Origin of the sequence: Microbispora sp. KK1-11, from assembly GCF_006874435.1 — a bacterium.
GTDB classification, from domain to species: domain Bacteria; phylum Actinomycetota; class Actinomycetes; order Streptosporangiales; family Streptosporangiaceae; genus Microbispora; species Microbispora catharanthi.
On sequence record NZ_VIRJ01000010.1, the window covers coordinates 28198 to 53212 of the forward strand.

General features: G+C 69.9%; 29 protein-coding genes. 13 read left to right on the forward strand and 16 right to left on the reverse strand.

Translation table 11 applies throughout. The features are described from left to right. Positions 1–58 precede the first annotated feature (58 nt). The 10 genes from FLW16_RS16275 to FLW16_RS16320 all read right to left on the reverse strand — a co-directional run bounded on the left by FLW16_RS16275 (position 59) and on the right by FLW16_RS16320 (position 6093). On the reverse strand, positions 59–493 hold the full coding sequence (locus FLW16_RS16275; RefSeq protein WP_260615318.1) for a gas vesicle protein K: 435 nt from the start codon (positions 491–493) through the stop codon (positions 59–61). Beyond that, positions 480–785: a gas vesicle protein gene (locus FLW16_RS16280; RefSeq protein ID WP_142560890.1), complete on the reverse strand. Its 306-nt coding sequence runs from the start codon at positions 783–785 to the stop codon at positions 480–482. Before FLW16_RS16280 ends, FLW16_RS16275 begins: the two co-directional genes overlap by 14 nt. Further along, positions 782–1588, reverse strand: coding sequence for a GvpL/GvpF family gas vesicle protein (locus FLW16_RS16285; protein WP_260615319.1), 807 nt, complete (start codon positions 1586–1588; stop codon positions 782–784). The genes FLW16_RS16280 and FLW16_RS16285 overlap by 4 nt, the downstream gene beginning before the upstream one ends. Then, positions 1581–2096, reverse strand: a complete 516-nt coding sequence (locus FLW16_RS45210; RefSeq protein WP_142560891.1) for a gas vesicle protein — start codon at positions 2094–2096, stop codon at positions 1581–1583. The genes FLW16_RS16285 and FLW16_RS45210 overlap by 8 nt, the downstream gene beginning before the upstream one ends. After that, the gene (gene gvpO / locus FLW16_RS16295) at positions 2093–2536 is read right to left on the reverse strand and encodes a gas vesicle protein GvpO (protein WP_142560893.1); all 444 of its coding nucleotides are present in this window, start codon (positions 2534–2536) and stop codon (positions 2093–2095) included. The genes FLW16_RS45210 and gvpO overlap by 4 nt, the downstream gene beginning before the upstream one ends. Positions 2537–2543: 7 nt before the next feature. Further along, a complete protein-coding gene (locus FLW16_RS16300; protein ID WP_142560895.1) occupies positions 2544–2777 on the reverse strand; it encodes a gas vesicle protein GvpG in 234 nt (77 codons plus the stop codon). A gap of 19 nt (positions 2778–2796) precedes the next feature. Next, on the reverse strand, positions 2797–3588 hold the full coding sequence (locus tag FLW16_RS16305; protein ID WP_142560896.1) for a GvpL/GvpF family gas vesicle protein: 792 nt from the start codon (positions 3586–3588) through the stop codon (positions 2797–2799). A gap of 1 nt (position 3589) precedes the next feature. Continuing rightward, positions 3590–4006 carry a gas vesicle protein GvpJ gene (gene gvpJ, locus FLW16_RS16310; RefSeq protein ID WP_139577517.1) on the reverse strand — a complete coding sequence of 139 codons (417 nt, stop codon included), beginning with the start codon at positions 4004–4006 and terminating at the stop codon, positions 3590–3592. A gap of 78 nt (positions 4007–4084) precedes the next feature. After that, a complete protein-coding gene (locus FLW16_RS16315; RefSeq protein WP_142560897.1) occupies positions 4085–5527 on the reverse strand; it encodes an SRPBCC family protein in 1443 nt (480 codons plus the stop codon). A gap of 5 nt (positions 5528–5532) precedes the next feature. Then, the gene (locus FLW16_RS16320; protein WP_142560898.1) at positions 5533–6093 is read right to left on the reverse strand and encodes a hypothetical protein; all 561 of its coding nucleotides are present in this window, start codon (positions 6091–6093) and stop codon (positions 5533–5535) included. Between the two features lie 335 nt (positions 6094–6428). On the opposite strand from FLW16_RS16320, the gene FLW16_RS16325 reads away from it, so the two are divergent. The 6 genes from FLW16_RS16325 to FLW16_RS16350 are packed head-to-tail and all read left to right on the forward strand — an operon-like array spanning position 6429 to position 9090. Continuing rightward, positions 6429–6905, forward strand: a complete 477-nt coding sequence (locus tag FLW16_RS16325) for an Asp23/Gls24 family envelope stress response protein (protein WP_142560900.1) — start codon at positions 6429–6431, stop codon at positions 6903–6905. After that, positions 6902–7345, forward strand: a complete 444-nt coding sequence (locus FLW16_RS16330) for an Asp23/Gls24 family envelope stress response protein (RefSeq protein ID WP_260615321.1) — start codon at positions 6902–6904, stop codon at positions 7343–7345. Before FLW16_RS16325 ends, FLW16_RS16330 begins: the two co-directional genes overlap by 4 nt. A gap of 2 nt (positions 7346–7347) precedes the next feature. After that, positions 7348–7533 (forward strand): hypothetical protein, encoded by a 186-nt coding sequence (locus tag FLW16_RS16335; RefSeq protein ID WP_142560902.1) that lies wholly within the window; start codon positions 7348–7350, stop codon positions 7531–7533. After that, positions 7530–7892 (forward strand): Asp23/Gls24 family envelope stress response protein, encoded by a 363-nt coding sequence (locus FLW16_RS16340; RefSeq protein WP_142560904.1) that lies wholly within the window; start codon positions 7530–7532, stop codon positions 7890–7892. The genes FLW16_RS16335 and FLW16_RS16340 overlap by 4 nt, the downstream gene beginning before the upstream one ends. Further along, complete coding sequence (locus FLW16_RS16345) at positions 7889–8497, forward strand: DUF6286 domain-containing protein (protein WP_142560906.1); 609 nt, start codon at positions 7889–7891, stop codon at positions 8495–8497. Before FLW16_RS16340 ends, FLW16_RS16345 begins: the two co-directional genes overlap by 4 nt. A gap of 17 nt (positions 8498–8514) precedes the next feature. Next, a complete protein-coding gene (locus FLW16_RS16350) occupies positions 8515–9090 on the forward strand; it encodes an alkaline shock response membrane anchor protein AmaP (protein ID WP_142560908.1) in 576 nt (191 codons plus the stop codon). Positions 9091–9217: 127 nt separating this feature from the next. Here the strand turns inward: FLW16_RS16350 and FLW16_RS16355 are convergent, their stop codons facing one another. Beyond that, entirely contained in the window at positions 9218–9580 is a 363-nt protein-coding gene (locus FLW16_RS16355) for a DUF488 domain-containing protein (protein WP_142560909.1), read from the reverse strand. Between the two features lie 192 nt (positions 9581–9772). Between FLW16_RS16355 and FLW16_RS16360 the strand changes: the two genes are divergently transcribed. Further along, complete coding sequence (locus FLW16_RS16360; protein WP_221891117.1) at positions 9773–10897, forward strand: GH12 family glycosyl hydrolase domain-containing protein; 1125 nt, start codon at positions 9773–9775, stop codon at positions 10895–10897. A gap of 67 nt (positions 10898–10964) precedes the next feature. On the opposite strand, the gene FLW16_RS16365 is transcribed toward FLW16_RS16360, so the two are convergent. Next, positions 10965–15221: a discoidin domain-containing protein gene (locus FLW16_RS16365; RefSeq protein ID WP_312847140.1), complete on the reverse strand. Its 4257-nt coding sequence runs from the start codon at positions 15219–15221 to the stop codon at positions 10965–10967. A gap of 476 nt (positions 15222–15697) precedes the next feature. On the opposite strand from FLW16_RS16365, the gene FLW16_RS16370 reads away from it, so the two are divergent. After that, complete coding sequence (locus FLW16_RS16370; protein WP_142560913.1) at positions 15698–16612, forward strand: GerMN domain-containing protein; 915 nt, start codon at positions 15698–15700, stop codon at positions 16610–16612. 54 nt (positions 16613–16666) lie between these two features. On the opposite strand, the gene FLW16_RS16375 is transcribed toward FLW16_RS16370, so the two are convergent. Beyond that, positions 16667–17506, reverse strand: a complete 840-nt coding sequence (locus FLW16_RS16375) for a DUF1963 domain-containing protein (RefSeq protein WP_185949445.1) — start codon at positions 17504–17506, stop codon at positions 16667–16669. Positions 17507–17782: 276 nt separating this feature from the next. On the opposite strand from FLW16_RS16375, the gene FLW16_RS16380 reads away from it, so the two are divergent. Continuing rightward, positions 17783–18838, forward strand: coding sequence for an endo-1,4-beta-xylanase (locus tag FLW16_RS16380; RefSeq protein WP_142560917.1), 1056 nt, complete (start codon positions 17783–17785; stop codon positions 18836–18838). 327 nt (positions 18839–19165) lie between these two features. Beyond that, positions 19166–19612: a hypothetical protein gene (locus FLW16_RS16385; protein WP_142560919.1), complete on the forward strand. Its 447-nt coding sequence runs from the start codon at positions 19166–19168 to the stop codon at positions 19610–19612. A gap of 9 nt (positions 19613–19621) precedes the next feature. Here FLW16_RS16385 and FLW16_RS16390 read toward each other — a convergent pair whose 3' ends face one another. Both FLW16_RS16390 and FLW16_RS16395 read right to left on the reverse strand, forming a co-directional pair. After that, a complete protein-coding gene (locus FLW16_RS16390) occupies positions 19622–21574 on the reverse strand; it encodes a hypothetical protein (RefSeq protein WP_142560921.1) in 1953 nt (650 codons plus the stop codon). Between the two features lie 28 nt (positions 21575–21602). Continuing rightward, entirely contained in the window at positions 21603–21911 is a 309-nt protein-coding gene (locus FLW16_RS16395; protein WP_142560923.1) for a hypothetical protein, read from the reverse strand. Positions 21912–22238: 327 nt separating this feature from the next. On the opposite strand from FLW16_RS16395, the gene FLW16_RS16400 reads away from it, so the two are divergent. Further along, positions 22239–22658, forward strand: a complete 420-nt coding sequence (locus FLW16_RS16400) for a group 1 truncated hemoglobin (RefSeq protein WP_221891118.1) — start codon at positions 22239–22241, stop codon at positions 22656–22658. 82 nt (positions 22659–22740) lie between these two features. After that, a complete protein-coding gene (locus FLW16_RS16405; protein ID WP_142560924.1) occupies positions 22741–24084 on the forward strand; it encodes a glycoside hydrolase family 36 protein in 1344 nt (447 codons plus the stop codon). A 25-nt stretch (positions 24085–24109) separates the two neighbouring features. Here FLW16_RS16405 and FLW16_RS16410 read toward each other — a convergent pair whose 3' ends face one another. Continuing rightward, positions 24110–24613, reverse strand: a complete 504-nt coding sequence (locus FLW16_RS16410) for a nuclear transport factor 2 family protein (protein ID WP_142560926.1) — start codon at positions 24611–24613, stop codon at positions 24110–24112. Between the two features lie 41 nt (positions 24614–24654). On the opposite strand from FLW16_RS16410, the gene FLW16_RS16415 reads away from it, so the two are divergent. Continuing rightward, positions 24655–25014 (forward strand): helix-turn-helix transcriptional regulator, encoded by a 360-nt coding sequence (locus FLW16_RS16415; protein WP_142560928.1) that lies wholly within the window; start codon positions 24655–24657, stop codon positions 25012–25014. Position 25015: the final 1 nt, after the last annotated feature.

Sequence of the window (25015 nt, forward strand, 5' to 3'; positions counted from 1 at the left end):
CGGCCCCGATCGCCCCCCTCCGCCTACCCCTGCGACCTGGCCGTACACACGCCCGCGCTCAGGGCCCGTCGGTGGGCAGCAGCGTGCCGAGGGGTCCCAGGTCGAGGTTGAGGTCGGAGGGTGAGAGGTCGAACCGCTCGCACAACTCGGTCATGGCCTCCTCCAGGCGCATCAGCGTCAGGCCGAGTGTCTCGACCTGCTCGTCGGACAGGTCGCCCTGGTCCATCCGCCGGATGGCCTGCCGTTCCACGAGCTGGCGCACCAGCTCGACGAGTGTCAGCACGAGACGGCTCAGGTCGCGCCGCACCGCCTCCGGGTCGGTGTTCAGCCGCCAGGGGCTGCCCCTCCCGGCTTCCGCGTCCCGCTCACGCCGGCCCTGCTCCCACTGGTCCTGCTCCCACCGATCCGCGCCGCCAGCCTCGGTCTCCACACCCATCCGCCACGGTCCAGCCCCGGTGCCCCACGGAGCGCTCCCGGCCTCACCACCGCTCATCCTCGATCTCCCTCCTGCCGCCGAGGTCGTCCGCCCCCGTGTGCGGCTCACCGAGCGGGTCGAACGGCTCGGTGCCGCGTACGGAGCCGAGCAGCGCCCGCAGGGAGATACGGACGAGGTCGATGTCGGCGATCGACAGCACGATGTCGCCGGTGATCACCACGCCGCCCGCGAGCAGCCGGTCGAGCAGGTCGACGAGCGCCACACGCTCGGGCGGCAGGCGCCCCTCGGCGGCGAGGGCGGCGCCCCGCGGCCGCTCCGGCAGGTACGCCGGGGTCCCGCCGGGCGTCATCGCACGCCCCCGGCACGGCCCGCCCCGAGGTCGATCGAGGTGAAGGAGTAGGGCGCCCACGGGCCCGTGAGCTCGACGTCCAGGAACCGGTCGCGGAAGCCGCCGAGCACCGCCGCGAACTCCTCCTCGCGGGCCGGATCCACCAGGTAGGCGCCGTTGAGCACCATCGACTCGCTCCGACCGGACAACTGGGGGTCCTGCGGGCGGTGGCGGCGGCTCGCCACGGCGACCTGTCCCAGCTCGGCGTGCAGGAGCTCGGCCCGCTCGGCCGCCGCGCGCCACAGGTCCTCCCTGCCGCGCAGGCTCTCCTTCTTCCGGCGCAGGTAGGCCATGCCGGGGCTGTCGCCACCGGCCGCGGCCGCGGCGGCGGCCGCGGGCGCGGGAGAGGGGGGTGGTGTGTCCCGGCGCAGGTAGGCCTTGACGCCCCACTCCCGCCGTCCCGCGACATGCGACAGGATCTCCGCGAAGTCGTCGTGCCGCCGGTCGAGGAGGTCGCGGACCTGCTCCTCGCCGGTGTAGACGGTCACGAGGCGCACGGGGGCGGTCGGCCCGGCGGCCGCCAGCGCCTCGACGACCCGGTGGTGGGCGCGGGCGACTCCCTCCACCCAATCGAGGTCCTCCAGCGAGCGGCGCAACGGTTCCTCGCCGAACCGGTCGAGGGGCACGTCGCTGACGTGGGCCACGAGCCCGCCGCAGGACACGGTCCGCACCGGGCCGTCCATGACGCCGCGCAGGTCGCGGGGGGGCTCCCCGCCGGACGTCACCGCGTACAGGTAGACCCCCCGGCCGAGGTTCTCACTCACGGCCGGGCTCCGTTCGGCCGAGGCGGCCGAGCCGCCGGGTGCGGGCCTCGGCTTGGCGGTCGCCCCGCCGCTCACCCGTGCGTTCTTCCGCGCGTCCTTCCGCGCGTTCTCCCTTGCGTTCTCCCGCGCGCTCGTGCGCGCGCTCGCCCGGTTCGAGTTCCGTCCGCTCCTCCCAGGCGAGCAGGCGCTCCTCGACCGCGCTCAGCCGCTCGCGGAGCCGGCGGTTCTCCTCGACCAGTTCGCGGTCCCTGCCGCTGAGCCACGGGTCGCGCTCCCACCAGTCGATGCCGATCTCCCGTGCGGTGTCGACCGAGGCGATGACCAGTCGCAGCTTGATGGTCAGCAGCTCGATCTCCAGCAGGTTCACCCGGATGTCGCCGGCGATCACGATGCCCCGGTCGAGCACGCGTTCCAGGATGTCGCCCAGGTTGGTCGACTCCCGGCCCATCACGGTCGGCGGCGCGTACGACGACTCGCGCAGGATGGGACGCGAGCGGGGATCGGTCATAGCCCACCGCCGTAGGCGCCCGCGCCGCGCCGATAGGTCCGGGTGCGCCGGTAGGACATGAGGTTTCCCTCGTCGTCCACCATGCACTCGTAGACCGACAGCATGTCGCTGGTGGACGGGATCCTGCGGTCCTCCACGACCTCGACGTCCACCAGCCAGCCGTTCTCCACGGGCTCCACCGACGTGACCCCCTCCGTGTCCTTGGAGGTCAGATCCGCGATGTAGCGCAGGCCGAGCCGTCCGGCGGACACCGCGTTCAACGCGGCCCGGCGCCGGCGCGGCTCGGCACCGCGCTCATCTCTGCGCTCATCTCTGCGCTCGTCCTCGTCTTCCTCGGACTCGTCGTACGGCCCGTCCTCCTCGACGGGCATGCCCGAGGAGGCCCGCCGCCCGTACGGCGCGGTGTCCTCGTCGTAACGGACTCTCCGCCGGGGAGGCATGGGACGATCACCCTCTCCGCGGGCCGCTCATGAGCCTGAGGATCTCTTCCACGGCCTGGGCCTCCTCCTCTTCGGAGATCTGGCCCGAGCGTCTGGCCTCCTCGATGGCCTCCAGCCGCCGCCGGACCGCCGCCGGATCCCTCAGCTCATGCTCGACCTGCTGCTGGATCAGCTCGCCCAGCCGGATGACGCCGTGGACCGGGGCGAGCGGCCAGGTGAACAGCATGCTGATCAGTCCCACGGCGGCCTCCCCTCATGAGTCAGGTGGTGACGAAGTCGTACGGTGCCATCGGCCCGAGCAACCGGACCTCGACCCGGTCTCCCCACTCGGAGCGCAGCTCCCCGACGACGCGTTCGAAGTCGGCCTGGCGGTCGTTCTCCACGAGGAACGCGACGTGCGCGGCGTCCCGCTCGTGGCTGGGGTCCCGGACCACCGCACCGACGGTGCAGGGCTCGAAGCGTTCGACGACCGCCCGGGTGTCGGCCTCGCGTTTCGCGGCGATGATCTGCGTGATCAGCTCGCCGAGGCGGATCCGTTCGTTGCGCGTCACCTCTTCCGGCAACTGCCTGATCCGGTCGCGCAGCTGCCTGGCCTCGGCGTTCTCCGTCAGCACCTCGACCAGCACCGGCTGCTCGGCGTACCGCGCCTTGAGGACGAACTGGGCCCGGCCTTCGATCTGCTTCAGCGCTGCCGCGAACGAGTCGTGGTGCGGGGCCAGCAGCTCCTCCACGACCGCTTCCGGCGTGGTCATCACGGCGCCGAACCGCAGGGGGAGCACGGGGACCTCGGCCGCGGCCTCGTCGAGCAGCTGCTCGTGGGCCACCAGGTCCTGGGCGCGGCCGAGGGGGCGGTCCACGTCGACGTCGCTCACCAGAGCGGCGATCTCACCATGCCTGATGATCCTGATCGGGCCGGGAGGATCGCCCACCCCGACGGCGTCCTCGCTGATCTCGACGTCCTCGGGGAGGATGCCGTAGACGTAGCACGCGGTGTTGCGCTGCGGGGCCTCGGCCCGGTCGCCCGCCCCGGACTGCCTCGTGGAGCCCGTCATCTCAGTCCTCCTCCCTTCGACGCCGGCGGGTACGCGGGGCGGGTTCCTCCTCCGCGTAGTTCGCCAAGAGGTCCTGCAGCTTCTCTCCGGCCGCCTCGATCACACCCTGGGCCACGCCCTTGGACTTGCCGCGGGCGATGCTCTGGGGCGCACTCGACAGGAGGTCGGGCAGCCCCTGCTGCTGCGACGCCAGGTCCAGCCGGTTCACCGCCTCGGCGAATCGGAGATAGGTGTCGACGCTCGCGACGACGACACGCACGTCGATGGTCAGGATCTCGATGCCGACCAGTGAGACCCGTACGTAGGCGTCGATCACGAGGCCCTTGTCCAGGATCGTGTCAATGACGTCGGCCAGGCCCGATCCCGACGACCGGCCCGGCAATCCGCCGCCACCCGCCGGTGGAACGGCTACCGTCATGCGCTTCCCCTCCTCGATTCCATGTCGTGTTTCCGATCACTCGCTCCGCCCGCCGCCTGCTGTTCCGCGTTCGCTGCGCTATTCGGGGGGACGGCGGCGCCGGACCAGGGGACGGCGGCGCGGCGGCCGCTCCTCGCCCTCGCCCGTCTCCTCGGCCTGCTCGCCCCTGCGGGCCTGCTCGCCCCTCCGGGGCTGTTCGCCTTCGCCCCGCTCGGCCTCCTCCCCGCGCCGCCTGGCGGGTGCCCGCGAGCCGCGCTCCTCGGGCTCGTCCCCGCGCTCGCGGGTGGCCGGCGGCCTGGTGCGTCCGCCCGCCTTGGCGCCCGCGTAGGCGGGCCTGCGCGCCCGCTCGGGCTCCTCTTCTTCCTCTTCCTCCTCCTCTTCGTACGGCTCCTCCTCGAACTCCTCGGGCTCCTCGCCTTCCTCGGCTTCCTCTCGCTCCTCGGGAGCCTCTTCCTCGGCCTCTTCGGGGGCCTCCTCGCCCCGCTCGCGGCCCTCGCGTTCACGCTCCTCGCGCAGCGCCGTCTCGTGGTCCTTGACGACCTTGCTGTCGCGGATCTCGCCCCGCCAGCCCTCGATCTCGTCGGGACGCAGCAGGGCGTGGGTCATGACGTGCCGTCTGAAGTGCTTGAACTCGAGCCGGACCCGGCGGCCCTGGGCCCGCCAGAGGTTGCCGATGTGTTCGAACAACCCCTGCGGGTGATACTCGATGACGAGCAGGACCCGGGTCATCTCGGGCGTGACCGCGTGGAAGGTCACCGAGCCGTCCGGCCAGCCCTTCGGCCCCTGCGACCGCCAGATGATCCTGCTGTCGGGGACCTGCTCGATGATGGTCGACTCCCACGTGCGGTGGGACCACCAGATCTGGGCCTTCCATCCGAGCTTCTCGTCGGACTTCTGCTCGACCATCTCGACCTTCTTCATGAAGCTCGGGAAGTCTTCGAACTGCGTCCACTGGTTGTAGACCAGGCGGATCGGCGCGCCGATGTCGAGCGACTCGACGATGTTGGTGAGCTTGAGTTTCTTGCCCTTGCGACCCTTGCCCCCGCCGCCCCTGCCGAACAGGCCCTTGATCTTCTCCTTGCCGTACGCCATGAGGGCCGCGCGCACGGGGTGGCCGCCTCCGCCGTCCTCGGTGAGAGCGCTGGTGAGAGCGCCGAGCAGGCCGCCTCCGCCTGTCGCGCCGAGCCGGTCGGCCGCCGACTTGAGCAGGTCCCGGGCGTCCCTGCCACGGGTGAGGCCGCCGAGCAGCCCGCCGAGTGCCTCGCGTCCGCCGCCCTCTTTCCCCGTGAGCGCGCTGAGCAGCCCGGAGCCGCCGTGCTCCACGTAGTCGGTGAGACGGCCGGCCAGACCGTCGATCTTCTCGGCGACCCGGGACAACGCGCGCTCGGCCACGGCGGTGGCGAGGTTTTGGAACTCCTGCCCGAGCCGTTGCGTGGGCAGCGCCCCCTCGTCCGGCCCTCGTTTGCCCTGTGTCCGTTCCGTCTGGTCCGTCTGGGCCCGTTCCCGCGTCTGTTCGGTCATCGGTCTCACCTCCTCCGCAGCACGGGACGGGTGGGACGGATCCGGGGCCGGCGCCGCTCCTCGGGTTCGGGCTCCTCCGCCTCCTCCTCGTACGGCTCCTCCTCGTACTCCTCTTCCTCCTCGTAGGCCTCTTCGGGCTCAGGCTCGCGCTGCTGCGGGCGGCGGCGGGGCACCCGGCGACGGCCCTCCTCCGGACGTCCCTTCTCCTCTTCCTCTTCCTCTTCCTCGGCGGCCCGGCCCCGGCCCTTGGGCTGCCGGAGCGCCTCGGCGCGCTCGTGCAGCTTGTCGCTCAGGCTGTCGATCTGGCGGCTGGTGGCGCGCATGGCGGCCGCCTTGCCGATGTCCAGCAGGTCGCCGCGTACGCGCTCGGTGATCTTGCCAAGGTCGGGGGCGGCGCCGCCGAGGATCTTGGGTACCTGTTCGAGGAGCGCTCCCGCGGCTCCCTCTCCCTTGAGCCGGGCGGCGAGGATGGCCAGCGCGAGCACCAGCGCCAGGCGCAGCTTGTGGTGCCGGCCGAGGTAATAGCCCGCGATGACAGCCAGGGCCACCTTCAGTCCGTCTTTCATGATCGCGCCTCCTACTGGCCGCCCCCCGAAGCGCCGTTCCGGCCATCCGCCCGTCTCGCCGTACGGCGCTGCGATCCGACTGAACGGTATGAATGCCCTAGACGGGGACATAAAAACTCGATCTCGTACATACCGGGCAGTTTTGGTCGGACTTGATCCCTTTCTTAGTGCTGTCCGTTATGGCCCCCGCCGGGCTCGCCCGTCTTGGCGTGTTGGAGGGCTTTCGATGACCCAACCTCGCCCCACCTCGGATGATTACTGTGTGCAAACCGGGTATCACGGGCGTGTATCGGCGGTAAGCAGTACCTACCGCGCGCGTGAAGCGGGGGAGTCACATGACCGAGACCAGAACGTCGACCGCGACCGTCGAGCATGCACCCGGACGGTCCCTCGGAACGCAGGGCGGTTCCAGCCTGGTGACGGAGCGGGGCCGCACGACGATCTCCGACGAGGTGGTCGCCAAGATCGCCGGCATGGCGGCCCGCGAGATCGACGGAGTCCACGACTTCGGCACCGGCACGGCCCGCGCGTTCGGCGTGATCAGAGGTGCGCTCGGCGGGGAGGACGGCGTCACCCGGGGCATGTCGGTCGAGGTCGGCGAGCGACAGGCCGCCGTGGACATCCACCTCATCGTCGAGTACGGCGTCGCGATCCCCGACCTCGCGCAGGCGGTGCGCAGCCACGTGATCCGCGCGGTGGAGCGCATGTGCGGGCTGGAGGTCACCGAGGTCAACATCGCGGTCGACGACGTCCACCTGCCGAGGCAGCAGGAGCCGCAGGCGCCCGCGGACGGGGAGCCGCGGGTCCAATGAGCGCCGTTCCGGAGAGCGCGGGGGCGGAATCCGGCCGCCGGCGGGTCCCGACGCCCGGGCAGGCCGGGCGCGGCTCCCCGGAAGGCCCGCCCCCGGAGCGGGACGCCGGAATGGTGCGGCAGGGCCACGCCGGAGTGGAGGAAGCGGAACATGCGGTCTCCGCCCGCCGTATCGCGGACCGTGTGCTGTCGTGTCCCGACGTCGCCGCCCTGTCCCGAGGACCGTTCGGCGTGGTCGCGACGCACCTGCCCGGTGGCCTCGTCCCCGGCGTCGCCATACGGGACGACGCGATCGAGGTCGAGATCGTCGCCCGGTACGGCAGACCGTTGCCGGAGGTCGCCGAGCTGGTCCGCGACGCGATCGGCGACCTGGCGGCCGGCCGCAGGGTGGACGTGACGATCGCCGACGTGGTCACAGACGACGGTGGAAGGAAGGGATGATCATGGAAGGCTATCCGCTCTGGGGCCTCGCGGGGCTACTGTTCGGCACGGTGCTGGGGGTGGTCGGGGCCTTCGGCGGCCTCAGCGCGTTCATCATCGTCCTGGTCCTCGGCGTCGTCGGGTTCCTCGTCGGCCTGGTGCTCGAAGGCGGCGTGCACCTGCCGCAGATGCACCCCAGACGGCAATGAGCGAGCCCGCGGCGCACGGGACGACGACGATCTCGGACCGCGCCTTCGCGAGGATGGCCGAGAAACTCGCGAGCGAGGACGAGCACGTGACAGGCCCGCCCCACGTGTCGGCGTCGGTGTCCGGGGCGGTCGCGGCGGTCCACTGCGATCTGGCCGTGCGTTATCCGGCGCCGGTGCCGCGGCTGGCCGCGAAGATCCGCGAGCACGTCCGGCGGCGGCTGCGTGAGCTGACCGGCATCGCCGTGGAGAACGTGGACATCGAGGTCGTGGAGCTCGTGCCCGAGCGGAAGTCCGAGCGGAAGTCCGGGCGCAAGCCCGTGAAGGCCCGTGTGAAGTCCCGATCGGAGGGGTGGCGATGAGCGAAGGCCAAGGCCTGTCGGAAAGCGCGCCGCGCTTCGTGCCGATGCGGGGGTTCGAAGACGGGGGAGCCCGCCGGGCCTTCCGGCCCAGCCGGGCGCTGCCGGCCGCGGTCGCCGCGCTGGCGCTGCTCGGGATCGGAGGTCTCACCGCCGTCCACGTGGTCTCCGCGCTGCTGGGGCTACCCGTCAAGCTCGTGCCGTACGACCAGTGGGCCCGGTGGGCGAGCACCACGGCCTGGGACGACGGCCGGGTCCTCGCGGTGGCCTCCGCGCTGGCCCTGATCGGCCTGGTGCTGATACTGATCGCGGCCGTCCCCGGCCGGGGACGGGTGATCCCGCTGCGCACGGGAGACCCCGACCTGGCGGTCGGCCTGCCGCGCCGCGCGCTGGCGCGGGCGCTGAGAGCCAGGGCGAACGAGGTGGACGGCGTGCGCGAGGCCGGAGCGCGGATGCGCGGCTGGCACGCGGACGTGTCGGTCCGGACGGACCTGCGCGACACGGCAGCGCTCGGGGAGCGCGTGCGGGCGGCCGTCGAGGACGAACTGGCCCGGCTCGCCCCCGCCCACCACGTCTCGCTGCATCTGCGCGTCCACGGCCCGTCCTAGGCGAAGGAGGCAGGACCGTGAAGACGAGATCGGGCAAGGGCAACCGGGTGGGCCTGGCGTTGTGCGGCCTGGTTCTGCTGGCCGCGGGCGGTCTCGCGCTCGCGCGGGCGCTGGGCGCGTTCGGCGACGCCGCCGTTCGGGAGCCGGTGGTGGACGCAGGGGCGAGGAACCTCGCGGCGACGGCGCCGTGGTTCTGGCCGGTCGTGGCCGCCATCGGATTCGTGATCGGGCTCATCGGGCTGGCCTGGCTGCTGGCGCTGCTGCGGGTCGACCGGCCGCGGCGGCTGCGCCTGGAGTCGGGCACGTCCGGGGTCACCGAGGTCGACGCGCATCCCGCGAGCGAGGCCCTGGCCGAGCAGGTCAGCGCTTATCCGGAGGTGCGCCGGGCGCACGCCGTGCTGCGCGGGTCGTCCGACGATCCGCATCTCGACCTCGGCGTCTCCGCCGTGGAGCCGGCCGACCTCGGGGCACTGGTCACCCGGTTGCACGACGAGGCCGTCCCGGACCTGCGCACCACACTCGGCCTGCGCCGCCTCCCGGCGATGGTCCGGCTCAACCTCACCGGAGGCCGCCGGACCCGCGAAGTCCACTGAGCGAGCCCGCGGCGGAGGGCGGCACACCCGTTATGCCGCCCTCCGCGGTCGTCACAGGTCGTCTGGCACCCCTTCTGTGATCGGAGGCGCTCATGGTCTCCGGACCGAATGGGAGCCAGCTTGCGGATCACTGCAACGGGCGGCCGGACAGGACCTCGGCGAGGACGGCGGCCTGGCTGTGCTCGACGTCCCTGGTCGCGGTGAGCAGGGTCAGCGGGCCGCTCTCCGTCAGCCGGCGCAGCCGGTCGAGGGCGGCCTGCCGCTCGGGATCGTCCAGCTCGGCGAGGTAGCGGCTGCGGAACTCGGCGAACCTCTCGGGGACGTGGCCGTACCAGGTGCGCAGCGCGCCGGACGGCGCGACGTCCTTGAGCCATTCGTCCAGGTGGGCGGCCTCCTTGGTGAGGCCGCGCGGCCACACCCTATCGACCAGCACCCGTGTGCCGTCCCCGGGCGCGGGATCCTCGTACACGCGGCGGACCGTGACGGACATCGCCCCCACCTCCTCCATCCGCCATACTCCCCGGCGGAGGGCGGCACACGCCGGTGTCCGGGAGCCGGACAGCGCGTGTAACTGAAAGTTTCACTTTCCGTAAGGGCATTGTCGCTGGTCGGGGTTTCGGCCAAGTTGTCGATCAAATCGGTCCATATCGCCCGCCTTGCCCCGATGTCTATGGTCCGGGACATGAAGATGCGAATGATCACGGCGAGCCTCGTCATGCTCGGCTCGGTCGCCGCGTCGCTCGTCGTCGGTCAGGCGGCGCACGCGGACACGACGATCTGCGAGAAGTACGGCAGCACCACCATTCAGGGCGGCAAGTACGTCGTCATGAACAACGTGTGGGGGAGCAGCGCCCCGCAGTGCATCAACGTCACGAACACCGGCTTCACGGTGACGCAGGCGGGGCACAACAACACGGGCGGCACCCCGGCGGCGTACCCGGCCATCTACGCCGGCTGCCACTACGCCAACTGCTCCAGCGGCAGCGGCCTGCCCCTCCAGGCGAGCAACAGCCAGTTCAACACGGTGCAGACCAGCGTCAGCATGAGCTACCCGGGCTCGGGGGTCTACGACGCGGCGTACGACATCTGGTTCGACCCGACGCCTCGCAAGGACGGCCAGAACACCGGTGCCGAGATCATGGTGTGGCTCAACCACACCGGCTCGGTGCAGCCCGTGGGCTCCCGGGTGGGCACGGCGAACATCGCCGGAGGCACCTGGGACGTCTGGGAGGGCAACATCGGCTGGAACGTCATCTCCTACGTCCGCACCTCGCCGACGAACTCGATCAGCTTCGCCGTCCGCTCGTTCTACGACGACGCGGTGAACCGCGGCTACGCCCAGCGGTCGTGGTACCTCACCAGCGTCCAGGCGGGATTCGAGCCCTGGATCGGCGGCACCGGCCTCGCGGTGAACAACTTCTCCTACAGCATCGGCGGCGTGGTCCAGAGCCCCTCGCCGACGCCCACCGTCAGCCCGACCCCCGGCAACGGCGGCGGCGCCTGCCGGGTGAGCTACAGCAAGAACGAGTGGCAGGGCGGCTTCACCGGCAACGTCACCGTCACCAACACCTCCTCGAGCCCGGTGAACGGCTGGAACGTCGGCTTCTCCTTCCCGAACGGCCAGAAGATCACCAGCTACTGGAGCGCCGACATCACCCAGAGCGGATCATCGGTGACCGCGAAGAACCTGTCGTACAACGGCTCGATCCCGGCCGGCGGCAACGTCTCGTTCGGCTTCCAGGGCACCTGGAGCGGCTCGAACGGCAACCCGACCGGCTTCACGCTGAACGGCACCCGCTGCTCCTGACACCCTGACACCCCCCGAAAAACAGGCGCCGCCGGAGGGACGTCCCTCCGGCGGCGCCGTCACGTCATCAGGGGTTGATGTTGATCGTGAAGGTGGACGTCGTGTTCTTGATGTCCTGGTAGTTGTCGCTGAGCTTCAGGTTGTTGAAGGTCACCGACCCGACCGCCGGTCCCTGGTCGGGCTCCGGCAGCTCGTTCGCCCAGAGGCCGAAGCCCGACTTCGCGTCGAACGCGTCGCCGCTCTTGTGCGCTCCGGAGATCGAGATGTTGGTGAAGACGGTGTCCTTGATCGGGTTGACCGGCTGGCCGCCGAGGTACTGGGTCTGGAACATGATCCCCGAGTACGTCGGATCGACGATGTCCACGTTGCTGACCCGGATGCCCTGGAACACCTTCGAGGCGGAGAACAGCCAGATCGCCGGGAATGTCTGCTGGCCCCAGAAGTGGCCGCCCGCGCGGACGATCGAGATGTTGTCGAACACCGTGGGCGGGCTCGCGCCGAAGCCGTTCATCGGGTAGCCGAAGTCGAGGGAGCTGATCGTGATGCCGGAGTAGGTCAGCGTGTCCGCGATGTAGATGTTCTTGAAGGTGTTCGCGTACCCGCCGTACACCGCGATGCCGGCCGCGCGCCACGGCAGGATCGCGGTCAGGTTCTCGTAGACGTTGTTCTTCTCGTCGGCGCCTCCCGCGTCGATGGCCGAGAACAGCGCGAAGCTGTCGTCGCCGGTCGTCCTCGCCTCGTTGTTCGAGACCAGGTTGTCGGTGCTGCCGTTGGTCATGTTCACGCCGTCGGCGAAGGTGTCACGGATCCGCGAGTTCCTGATCGTGATGTTGTCGGTGTTGGCGCCCCAGTACATGCAGACCTGGTGCTCGACCCAGATGTTGTCGATCGTCATGTTGGCGACGTTCTGCCAGTCGAACACCTTGCCCGGCCCGTCGATGCGGCTGGTGTAGTTGCCGAAGTAGGCGAACCCGGAGAACGTCGAGCCGTTGGCCGACGACTCCGCCCGGAAGCCGACGTCGGTGTTCTCCTGGTTGGAGGGTGCGTAGAACCGGGTGAACCACGGCCCTGCGCCGACCACCTTGACCGCCTTGCCGTACACCTGGAACTTGCCCGACGTCTGGTAGTCACCGGGCGGCAGGTAGACGCCCACGAGCTTGCCCGTGGTGTCCATCCGCACCTTGTCGAGCGCGTTCTGCACGTCCTGGTGGGTGAACCCGGTCGGGACGGCGTACGTCGCGGGGTCGGGGTTGGGGATCGCCGACGCCTGCTCCAGGTTCACGAAGTCGATCGCGTACGTGGAGGTGTTGGCGGCGTCCTTCTGCAGCCGGATCTTGCTGCCCTTCGGGACGGTCGTCCCGAGCAGGACGTTGGCCTCGTCGTAGATGTGCCGCGGAGCGCCCGCGCCCGGCGAGTTGCCCGGGCCCGCCTCCGGGCCGTACAGCCACGCGTACTTCGAGGTCAGGTTGACCGCCTTGAGGAAGGTGCCGTTGACGTAGACGTTCAGCGTGGCGTCGGTGCCGCCGCCGCCCGCCGCGTCGGGGATGGAGAAGCGGGTGACCAGGGTGTTCGTGTCGGCCCTGGTCGTCCACTCCACGTAGCTGCCGGTGGTGGTGAGCCGCACGGCCTTGCGGCCGGACGCCTCGCCGGCCAGGTCGCCGATGGTCCGGTTCGGGCCGACGACCGTCGCCCCGCCGCCGGTCACGCCGTCCTCGGCCTCGTACATGTCGTACGGCATGTTCGCGCCGCGGCCGGCGAAGAACGGCAGCGTGGAGGTGTTGTTGGCCTGCTTGACCGGCAGTTCGTTCGCGTCGGCGGCGAGCACGGTCTTCACCGTGTACCTGCCGTTGGCGGCCGTCCACGTGCCCAGGGTGACCGGGCCGGTGGTGGACCCGGCCGCGATCGCGCCGCTGTAGGAGCCGGTCAGCGTCTTGACCACGGTGCCCGAGTCGTTGGCGATCGTGAGCGTGATCCCGTGGGCGCCGCCCGCCGAGGCGACCGTGCCCTGGTTCTTGATCGCGACGGTGAACGTCACCGTGCTGCCGCCCGCCGGGTTGCCGGGCGACCAGCTCACCGGGGAGGCCACCAGGTCGGAGCTGTCCACCGGCTTCACGACCAGCGGGGAGGAGGCGGTGAAGGCGTTGTTGGTCTCGTTCTGCTCGATCACCGCGTTCGACTCGTCGACCTTGGCGCTCAGCGGGTAGCTGCCCGCGTCGCGCTGGCCGATGTTCGCCGTCACGGTGGCCGAGGCGCCGGCCGCGAGCGCGCCGACCGAGGCGGTGCCGACCTTGGTCCCGCCCAGGTAGAAGTTGACGTTGGTGGCGCCGGAGCCGAGGTTGCCCGCATTGCGCACCGTCGCCGACAGCGTGACGGCGTCGGTCTCGACCGGGGACGCGGGGGAGGCGGACAGGGAGGTGACGGTCAGGTCGGGGTTGGGCGCCGGGGAGCCGATCACCTGGAACTCGGCGACCTGTCCGGCCGGGGCGCCGGAGTTGGCGGTGAACTTGAGCTGCACGTCGGCGACCGTGCCGGAGACCGGGATCGTCACCGTGTTGCCGCTCGCCGGGTTGAAGGTGTAGGTCGCCGCGCCGGTCAGGCTGGTGAATCCCGACGCGCTCTGCTCACGGCCCAGCACCTGGATCGTCTGCGTACGGGTGGACCAGGCGGCGTCGGGGTTGAGCTTCAGCACGACCGAGCTCACGACCGCGTTGGCCCCGAGCTGGACGGTCAGCGTCTGCGGGTAGGAGCCGCCCGCGCCCTCCCAGTAGGTCGCCACGTCGTTGTCGTTCGCGTTCGTCGCGACGTACGTGAACGTGGAGGAGGAGGCGGTGATCGGCTTGCCGACGGCCATGTTCGAGCCGCCGCCCGAGCCGTTGCGGGTGACGGTGTTGCTGTTGATCGACTCGTTGCCGGCCGCGTCCTTGGCCCGCACGTAGTAGGACACGGTGGCGCTGGTGGGCTGGGTGTCGGTGTAGGTCGTGGTGTTTCCCGCGACGCTGCCGCGCAGCACGTTGTTCGCGTAGACGTCGTAGCCGGTGACGCCGACGTTGTCGGTGGAGGCCGACCAGGTGAGCTTGACCTGCCCCGGCGTGGTCTCGGTGTAGGCGAGGTTGCCGGGAGCGGTCGGGGCCTGGGTGTCGCCGGTCGCGCCCTTGCGGGTGACGGTGTTGCTGTTGGCCGACTCGTTGCCGGCCGCGTCCTTGGCCCGCACGTAGTAGGACACGGTGGCGTCGGCCGGCTGGGTGTCGGTGTAGGTCAGGACGTTCCCGGCGACGCTGGTGCGCAGCGACCCGTTGGCGTAGACGTCGTAGCCGGTGACGCCGACGTTGTCGGTGGAGGCCGACCAGGTGAGCCTGATCTGGCCGGCGCCGGGCTCGGTGTAGGCGAGGTTCGAGGGCGCGGTCGGGGCCTGGGTGTCACCGGTGGGCGCCGGGCCGTAGACCTCGAACTCCGAGACCTGCGCGGCCGGCCATGCGGTGTTGGCGGTGACGTTGATCCGGACGTACCGGACGTTGGCGGTGGAGAAGCCGATCGTGACCGTGTTGCCGCTCGCGGGGTCGAAGGCGCGGCCGGCGGAGGCGGCGAGGGTGGAGAAGTTCGTGCCGTCGGTGCCGCCCTGCACGGCCAGCGTCTCGGTGCGGGCCTCCCAGGTGGGCGGGAGCTTCAGCACCACCTTGTTCACCGCGGTCGAGGCGCCGAGGTCCACCTGGAGCCATTGGGGGAAGGCGTTGTTGGCGCTCTCCCAGTAGGTGGCCTGGTTGCCGTCGTTGGCGTTGCCCGCGCCGTACACGTCGGCGTGCGCGCTCTCCTTCATGGTCTTGCCGAGCGCGAGGTTGCCGGAGGCGGTGGCCGCGCCGTACACCTCGATCTCGGACAGCTGCGCCGCGGGCCAGGCGCTGTTGGCGGTGATGTTGATCCGGACGTACCGGGTCGTGGTCGCGGTGAAGCCGATCGTCACCGCGTTGCCCGAGCCGGGGGCGAAGGAGCGGCCGGCCGAGCTCACGATCGTGCCGAAGGAGGACCCGTCGGTGCTGCCCTGCACCGACAGCGTCTGGGTGCGGGCCTCCCACGTCGCCGGCAGCTTGAGCACGACCTGGTCGATGCTCGTCGCGCTGCCGAGGTCCACCTGCGCCCACTGCGGAAAGGCGTTGTTCGAGCTCTCCCAGTAGGTGCCCTGGTTGCCGTCGTTGAGGTTGCCCGCGACGTACGGGCTGTTGCTGCTGCTCGCGGTCACGGTGCGGCCGGCGGCGAGGTTGGGGCCGCCGGCGGCGGAGGCGGGGATGAGAGGCGCGGCCACGGCGAGCAGGCAGGCCGCGGCCACCACAGCGATCAAGCGCAATAACGGGACATGCGTTTTCGACATTTGCGTTCCTCTGTCCGGCAGGAACCGACCGGCGGGTCATCCGATCCGTGGTCGTGGGGGGTTTCGGAGATCGGGGCTCGCTGGGGTCGCGGCGGCGACCGGTTGCCCACTGCCGTGGCCGACATCACCTTGTGTCCTTTCATGCGAAAGGTGACGGTGGCGGGGCGCACGGACGCAGTGCTTCCTGCCGGAACTTGCGGAGAACCGCAAAGTCTCGATTTAGAGCTGCAAATTTCTTACATTAGGTTGCCCAGATGTTACATAGGGGCCACCGTGCCGTCAATGGGTCGGAAAAGCCGGACGGAAGGTGACAGGTCTGTCCCGTCCCCAAGCCGGGCCTACCTGGGGATACTTCAAGGTGGGCGCCGGTCCGGAACCGGCCCTGCGCCCGCCCGCGGGTCCCCCAACTCGCGAAAGGAACCCGGCAAGGAGCCCTCATGTTTCTGCCCCCCAAGCGCTCGCTCGCGGCGTTGGCCGTGCCGCTGGTGAGCCTGCTGGCGGCCCCGGCCGCCGCGACACCCGCCCCGTCGAACGCGGCCGTTCACGCGGCCCCGCGCGTGGCGACCCTGGTCGACGTGCGCGCCTCGCACCAGCCCGGACTCGACCGGGTCGTCTTCGAGTTCCGCGGGCCGCTCCCGGCACGGCGGAGCGCCGGCTACGTGTCCCGGCTGATCGCCGACGGCTCGGGCCGCACGGTCCCGGTGGCCGGCGACGCGATCCTCGGGCTGCGCTTCGGCGGCGCGACCGGCCACGACAACAGCGGGCGCCCCACCTACGGGCCCGCCCGCGAGACCTTCGCGCTGCCCGGCGTGATCCAGGTCGTCAACGCGGGCGACTTCGAGGCGGAGCTCACGTTCGGCGTCGGCCTGAGCAGTAAGGCGTCCTACCGCGTCTACACCCTCACGCACCCGAGCCGGGTGGTCGTGGACATCAAGACGCCCTACCGGACGGTGCCGGTGCGCACCTACTTCCTCGACTCCCGGGCGTACGCGGCGGGGCGGCGGCCGTACACGGCGTCGGTGTCGCGGCCGGTGGCGCCGCCGTCCACCGCGCGCGGCGCCCTCCAGCGACTGTTCGCCGGGCCCACGCAGGCGGAGTACGCCAAGGGGCTGCGCTTCGTCGCCTCGGGGGCCACGGGCGTCGGTTCGGTCGTCGTCCGTGACGGGGTGGCCCACGTGCGGCTCACCGGGTCCCTCGGCAGCGGCGGGTCGGCGTTCACCGTCGCCGACGAGATCACGCCCACGCTCAAGCGGCTTCCCGGCATCCGCTGGGTGAAGATCTACGACGCCCACGGCCGCACCGAACGCCCGAAGGGGCACTCCGACTCGGTTCCGGAGAGCCTGGAACCGTGACGACGAGAGGGCCGGGACGCCCCGGCCCTCCTCCTTCGTCCGTGACCGCCGGGGTCAGTGTCCCTGGACGGAGAGGTGGACCTTGGAGAAGTCGCGCGCGGCCAGATGGTCCTTACGGATACCCCAGATCAGCCACGCGCCGTCGCCCCAGATCATCCCGGCCCTGGTGTCCTCGGCTACCTGCAGCAGCGTGACCCACTGGCACGCCTCCTCCTGGAAGGCCGGATCGCCGTACCAGCCGGTGCCGGCGGCATGCGCCGCTACGGCCTCGATCGGGCTGTGGAGCCCGTCGGAGTATCCGCCCACCTGGTGCGGCGGCCCGTCCCTTCCCCCGTCTTCGAACAGCCGGAGCTGCTGCTCGAAGATTTCACCGGTGTCCTCGTCCAGCACGTGGTGCCACACCAGGTCCTCGGCCTCATCGAGGCTCCCGAAGACATCCACGAGAGCGGGGTGGTTCCGCGGCGGCCAGGTCGGCTCGGTGGCCGCGGCGAGCGGCAGCTCGGCGTACACCTCGACGCGGTCGTCCGGCGCGGGCCGCTCGGCGACCGCGGTTCCGCGCGGCACGTAGATCACCTGGTGCTGCCTCGCGTCGGTCGTGGCGAAGAACAGCAGCGTGCCGGCGACGGGCAGGGCGACGTCCACCTCGTAGCGCGCCAGCACCCCGCAGTCGAGCTCGGCGACGAACGACATCGGCCGGCCCTCGTCGGGGAGGGATGGCCATGCCATGCCGTCCGGCAGCTTCGGAAGACCCCCGAGCCGCCCGGCCACGCTCTCCCCGTCCTCTGCGGCGGACAGCCGGATGGCCGGTCGTAACAGCCCGATCAGTCGTTCCGCGCTGTCCTCCGGCAACTCCTCGCGCGCGAACTCCGCGAAGTCGATCATCCAGTCCTTCATGCCGCCCATCATGCTTCCCGGGTACGACAGACCCGTCACGCGCGCCCTTTGCGGCCCTTCTCGATGAAAGTTTCGGACTAGTTTGTGGCTCTCTGCTGGCGTTCCCGCTGGTAAATCTCGCATTTGTCATCCGGTATTGACCCCGAGACCGGTCAATTCGTAAGGTACGTCAACAGAAAGTTAGGGGATTGTTTCGAAAAGTTTCGGCTTGCGGAGCATTCCCGGCTTGTGCATCTGGACGTCCGACCACGTACCCCCGACCGGAGGACCTTCCTCATGCTGCACAGATTCGCCGCGGCCCTCGCCGCGGCCGGGCTCGTCACCGCGCTCGCGGCGGCCCCCGCCTCCGCCCACCCCGAGCGGCATCACGACAAGACCCTGGGTGAGCTGGCCGCCGCCTCGCACCGCTACCTCGGCTCGGCCACCGACAACCCCGAGTTCTCCGACGCGGCGTACCTCAAGATTCTCGGCAGCGAGTTCAACTCCACCACCGCGGGCAACGCGCTCAAGTGGTACGCCACCGAGCCACAGCAGGGGGTGTTCGACTTCACCCAGGGCGACCAGGTGCTCGACTTCGCCCGCAAGCACCACATGTCCTTCCGGGCGCACACGCTGGTCTGGCACAACCAGCTCCCCGACTGGCTGACCAACGGCACCTTTACCGCCGACCAGCTCCGGGCGATCCTCAAGAACCACATCCTCACGGAGGCCCGCCACTACCGGGGCAAGGTCTACTCCTGGGACGTCGTCAACGAGGCGTTCAACGAGGACGGCACCTACCGCGACACGATCTTCTACCGGACGCTCGGTCCCGGCTACATCGCCGACGCGCTGCGCTGGGCGCGCCAGGCCGACCCGCACGCCAAGCTCTACCTGAACGACTACAACCTCGAGGCGATCGGGCCGAAGAGCGACGCGTACTACACCCTGGTGAAGCAGCTCAAGGCCCAGGGCGTGCCGATCGACGGCGTCGGCTTCCAGGGGCACCTCGCGCTGCAGTACGGCTATCCGGACACGCTCCAGCAGAACCTGCAGCGCTTCGCCGACCTCGGCCTGGACGTGGCCATCACCGAGCTGGACATCCGCATGTACGTGCCGGCCGACGAGGCCAAGCTCGCGACCCAGGCCGACTGGTACTCCAGGGTGACGAAGGCGTGCCTCGCCGTCCGCCGCTGTGTCGGCATCACGATCTGGGACTACACCGACAAGTACTCCTGGATCCCCGCGGTCTTCCAGGGTGAGGGCGCGGCCCTGCCGTACGACGAGAACCTCCAGCCCAAGCCGGCCTACTACGCGATCCGCGACGCCCTGCGCGACGCCGGAAGACACTGACCCTCCCACCGAGACGGTGCCCGTGCCCATCGGGGGCCGGGCACCGTCTCGCTTCCTGATCTGCGTCCGCTCCGCTGAGCCGGCTGGGCCCGCGTGAGTGACCGGCGGTCGGGCAACAAGACGGGCCCCAGGCCCGAGGCGAGCACCTCGGGGCGCCCGTCGTCGCGGGTGATTGAGTTCAAGAAAGAGCTGAGCTAATTAGAGCCACTGAACAGAACAGCTCGCCTTTGATAGGAGTCTAGGTATTTCGGTAAACGGGACGTACGATGGGCCGGTCGGTTGACATGATGGTGTGTGGCGCATGGACTTGGTTGTCTGGAGGGTTGCATGACGCTTCGCCTGCGGCTTATCGTCCCGATTTCCCTGGCAGCCGGACTGATGCTGTCCTCATGCGGCGAACCGGAACCAACGGCAGCCGAAGCCGGCCAGGTCCTCAAATCTCACATCAACCAAACTATGAAGAATGTCTGGGCTACCGACGTTGAGGTAACCGACCCTGGAGGCAAGGACATCCCTTGTGGAAGCGGAAAATATAAGCGTACCTATGCCGTGAAGGCAACGTCTGGGGCCGGATCTGGAAATCCTGAGACTGTGATTCTCATGCTGGTCGGCGCACTGAAGGGTGCGGGTGATTATAAGCTGATCAACACTGATGTGAATGCGACTACCCAGGAAGCCGTTGGTGCTCAGTATCGCACGCGAATCACAGTATCCTCTCCCGCTGAGGGAAAGATAGTTGCCCGTGGTGAGACCGACTGCTTGCCCTTGAGCTGAGGTGCGCCATCACTCGTACGGCGATGGACCCATAGATTGCACGCGCTCTTTGGCTCCTCCGAATGTCTCTTCAATGACCACTTGTGCCTCGCCCAGTCGGGTTTCGTTCGTCCGGCCGGAGCCGTTGGCGATGAGCCAGTTGTCGAAGTTGCGTACGGCCTCCTTGTTCTTGGCGATCTCGGAGAAGGGCAGCAGTGTGCCGTCGGCTCCGGTGATCGGCGCGTTCGAAAAGCGTGGGTCGTTCGGCGGGACCTTGGCCTTGAAGCCGTTGGACATCAAGAGGTTCGCCAGCCAGGTTTCCCGCGCCATCCAGGCGGCGCGATCCTTTTCATCCAGCCCGCTCACCCGGCTCTTGCCTGGAGTGATCCCCGGTTCCACGATGAGCGGCGAGAAGCTGGAAACCCCCAGCCACAAAATCTGCCCGGTCATGCCTGAAATGGCCAGCCCGACGACGCCGAGACCGAGGCCGTACGTGAACATCTCTGCCTTGACCCGGGCCTGATCCTCGGCGTCGAGCTTTCCCTGCACCTCCCGCTCGGTGGTGAGCTGCATGCCGGCGACGTAGCCGAGCGCCCGCATCGCCCGTTCGAGGTGGTCGGTGCTCTTGCCGTGGTCCATCTTCGCGGCGGCGTTGACGATCCTGTCGGTGAGATTGCCCATCCCCTCCTCGAAGGGCTTGATGTGCGCAGCCGAATCCGCGAACGTTCTGACGAATTCCTTGGTGTCCTTCGGGCTGAGGCGGAACACCGGGTTCAGGCCGGGCACGATCGTCTTGACCGGTCCGAAGGCGCTGGGCTGGGTGCGGTTGGCATCACTGAGGTTGGCCCCCTCGGTGAATTCGGTGGCATAGGAGCCCGCGATCTCGGCCATGGACACCTGCATCGGTCTGAGGACACCGAGCTTGGGCATCTCCCGGATCACATCGAAGGCGAACCTCGCGGCCTCGGTCGAGTGGGCCCCGTCCTTCTCGTCGTACGCTCCGGAGGCCGTGGCCAGAACCCGGCCGAAGGCGTCCGCGACGTCGTTACCCGAGGCGACGGATTTGCTGTAGTCGAGGAACCGCTTCATCTTCTCGACCTGGGTGAGCTTGACCCCGTCGCCGCCCATCTGGGCGAAGGCGGCGCGGGCGGCCTTGCCGTCCCCGACGAGGACCTCCAGCGCGAGGGCGAGGGTGTCGGGGGAGTAGCCGTACGTCCTGCTCTCGTCGAGGCCGGCGCCGGTCCGGTCCTGGCGGGGGTTCTTCACGAAGTCGTCCAGTGCGAGGGAGCGGGCGGCGGCCACGCGCACGCTGGTCGGGGCCTTCGCTCCGGCCAGCAGCGCGAGCCGGTTCCACGCGGTCTCGCGACTGCCGGGTTTGCTCAGCAGCTCGGCCTTCACCTTCTCGAACGCCGGGATGCCGCCGGGGGCGCGCAGCGCGGCGCCCAAGGCGGCGCTGAAGGCGGCGAGATCCTGCTTGGCCGTCGGGCTGCCGGTGTTCATGAGCAGGTTGGGCAGCGCGTCGCGCACCTTTGCCGGTAGTGCGGCGAAGAACGCCGCGGCGGCGGCGGGATCCTTGGCCAGTCCGGCGATCTCCTTGATGTGCTGGTGGGCGAGTTCGCCCTTGGTCTCCACGCTGGTGTCAGGGTTGCTGAGGATGTCGGTGCCGAACATGAGGCCAAGGCCGCGGCCGGCCGCGAAGCTGTCCAGTGCGTCGGGCAGGCGGGCGAAGGTGTGGTCGCCGGTTCCGTTCAGCGCCTTGATCAGCTCGGCCCGCTCCGACAGTGTGGGGGCCTGGCTTCTGCCCCAGTCGGCGATAACGGCGATCTGCGCGAGTGGCGTGGTGCTCACTCCGTTGGCCCGGAAGAGCCCCTCGAAGTCGGTGGCGAAGGTGGTGAGCCGGTCGGACGCCTGGCGCAGGTCGGCAGCCATGGCGTTCATCGCCGCCGGGTCGATGCCGCAGAAGTCGCCGCTGGGGGATGTCATCGCGTCCTTCCTCCCGTGGCCACCGGGCTCAGGGGCGTCCGGTCTGCTGGCGGCGGATGAGCTCGGCCTGGGAACGGGTCACCATCGCCGGGTGCCGGTGCAGTTCGTCCTCGATCGCGTTGGTCATCTGCCGTACGAGCTGCGCCAGGCGGTGGTGCCGGTCGGCGACCTCGGTGGTCCATTTCGCGGCGGTCGGTCCCGTCCAGACCTTGCCGGACTGCATCGACGCGTAGACGCGCTGGTATGCCTGCCCGACCTCCTGAGATCGGTTGTGTACCTCTTTGAGAAGTTCCACCAGTTGTGCGTGGCGAGGGTTGGGCACCATCTCTTCCGCCACGCCGCCCCCTGTCGCCGCCCGCCGCTCGCCCCCGAGTCACATTTGATGTCAAAGGTAGACATCGCCCTCAAGCGTCGGCAACCCCGAAATGGCCGGTATATCGAGAGCGAATTCGCTGACGCTTTTCTTGTCGTGAAGGCGAAAAACGTCCTCCCGAGTGGGACCGTATCCCCGCCTCGCTCCCCGTCGCCAGTGGGAACAATCAACTACTTGGAGCAACAACCGGCGCCCGCACCCGCCCCCGCCTGCGGCCTTTTCGGCCGTGTCGACCGCGTGAGCGCCCGGCTACCCACGAATTTCCGCCCGGCAATCGGCTGGTAACGAAGCGTGGCGATCGTCGTGGGCAACGAGGTCACGCAGATGCGGGAGGAAACCGGTATGGCGTCCATCTTCGATCGGATCGGCGGTTCGGACGCGGTCGCGGCCGTGGTCGACGAGTTCTACACGCGGGTCGTCGCCGATCCGATGCTGCGGGGCTACTTCGCGGACGTCGACATGGCCACGCTCAAGGCACACCAGCGCAGCTTCGTCGCCGCCGCGCTCGGTGGCCCCCAGGAATACCGGGGCAAGTCGATGGACGAGGCGCACGCCGGGCTAGGCATCACGGCGGAGGAGTTCGGCCAGGTGGTCTCCCATCTGGCCGGGGCCTTGGAATCGTGCGGCGTCGACGCCGAGACGATCGGCTCCATCGCCGGGGCCCTGGCGCCACTGAAGGAGCAGGTCGTGCAGAGCGCCGTCGCGGCCTGAACGATCCACGTCGGGCACGCCCGAAACGTCCACCCGGTGAGACGGACCTTGACCCTTAACCGGTTCATGGATGAACTGGCCAATGATGGAATCGCGATTTGAGGACGTCGCCGCCCTGAGCGTGGACCCGGCGAGGGCCCGGGTCTACGCGGAGGGCTGGCAGTCCTGGAGCGTCACCGCCGCCCTGCCCCTGGCGGAGACTCCCTATCGGGTGACCCTGCCCAACTCGCTGGTCATCGACTGCCACTACGGCTCCGCCCCGGACCAGGGCGTGTTCCGGGGCGAGGGGTTGCTGGCGATCGACCCCGGGGACGGCGGCCCCGTCCGCATCTTCGGAACCGAGACCGCCGACTCCCGCGTGCCCGTCATCGAGGCGCGGCCGCGCGGCGGCCAGGTCGTGATCACGTCGGACGCCCCCGTGCGTCACCTGGAGCATCAGGGCGGCCTGGAGGCTGCGCTGGCCCGCTGGGGCGCCGCCTTCGCCGAGCGGGCCGGCGTGCGCCCGCGCCCGTCACCCACGGTCTGGTGCTCGTGGTACCAGTACTTCTCCGAGGTCACCCAGGAGGACGTCGCCGAGAACCTCACCGCCATGGACGACCTGGCGGTCCCCGTGGACGTCGTGCAGATCGACGACGGCTACCAGGCCGCGCCGGGCGACTGGCTGACGTCCTCGGGCCGCTTCGACGACCTGCCCGGGCTGATCCGGCGCATCCGGGAGCACGGACGGCGGGCCGGAATCTGGATCGCCCCCATGGTCGTGGCCCGCAAGAGCGCCCTGTTCGCCGCACACCCGGAGTGGCTGGTGACCGATCCCGCGAGCGGCGACCCGGTCTCCGCGGGGGACGTCCTCGGCGACTCCTGCGCCGCGCTCGACCTCACCCACCCCGGCGCGGCCGAATACCTGGCCGACACGCTGCGGACCATGCGCGGCTGGGGCGTCGACTACTTCAAAATCGACTTCGTGTACGCGGGGGCGCTGGAGGGTCGCCGCCACGAGGACGTGACCGGCGTGGAGGCCTACCGTCACGGCCTGCGGATCATCCGCGAGGCGATCGGTCCCGAGGCGTACCTGCTGGGCTGCGGCGCGCCGATCCTGCCCTCGGTCGGCATGGTCGACGCCATGCGGGTGGGCCCGGACATCGCGGCGTACTGGCAGAACCCGAGCGGACACCCGTCCGAGCCCGGCCAGGCCAACGCCACCAGGAACACCGTCGCCCGGGCCTGGCAGCACGGCAGGTTCTGGATCAACGACCCCGACTGCCTCATGCTCCGGCCGGAGGTCGAACGGCGGGAGGACTGGGCGCGCACCGTCGAGCGGTACGGCGGCCTGCGGGCCTCCAGCGACCGGCTGCGCGGCCTGGACGAGTGGGGGCTGGAGACCACCCGCCGCCTGCTCACCCCCGCCGGTCCCACCCCGCTCGTCTGACCCGCGCTTCCGCCGGCCCAGAGGGTCAACCGGCGGTGCGGCGGCCGGACACCGCCTGCTGATAGGCGGCAAGCGCGCCGGGGTCGTCGATGCTGCCGTGATGGTGGAACTGCCGCCAGCGGCCGTTCTCGTAACGGAAGTAGCGGCTGGTGCGGATGGCGAGCGGGACGGCGAGGCCGTCCGGCCCGGTGTACGTGCCACTCTCGCGGCCGGCGAAGACGGCGTGCCCCTCGCCCAGATACTCGACGATGTCGCCGAAAGTGACCTCCACGCGCACGGGGCCGTCGAAGATCTTTCCGTACAGTTCCGCTATCGCGTCGCCGCCACGCAGGATGCCGCCCAGCGGGTTGTTGAGCTGTGCCAGCGGGTGATCGCTCCAGTCCTCGCGAAGCACGGCCGCATCGCGATGGTTGAGTGCGTAGTAGAAGGTCTCGAGCGCGGCGTACGCACCTTCGGCCGAGGGGTCGCCGGTCGCGTCGAGCCGGTTGCGCGCGGCGGCACCATATCGGGAATCGTTCTGCTGGATCACGCTGAGCTCCCATCTAGAATGTTCGATGGAGGTCTAACACCATGAGTGTACGACAAGGATCGAACACTGCGTCCACGGCCCGGGCCCGCAGTCTCGTGCACCGGCATCCGCGCGAGGTGAGCCTGCAGGACGCCCTGGACGCGGTCGCCGACCCGGTACGGCGGGCGATCATCCGCGAACTCGCGGGTCAGCCCGACTGGACGCGCGCGTGCGGGACATTCGACCTGCCGGTTTCCAAGGCCACCCGCAGTCACCACTTCGCGGTTCTGCGTGAGGCGGGCCTCATCGAACAGCGAGACGAGGGGGCGCGCCGGTTCAACCGCCTGCGGCGTCCCGAGTTCGACGCCGAGTTTCCCGGCATGCTCGACCTGATCCTCAGCGAGCGCCGATCCACGGACTGAG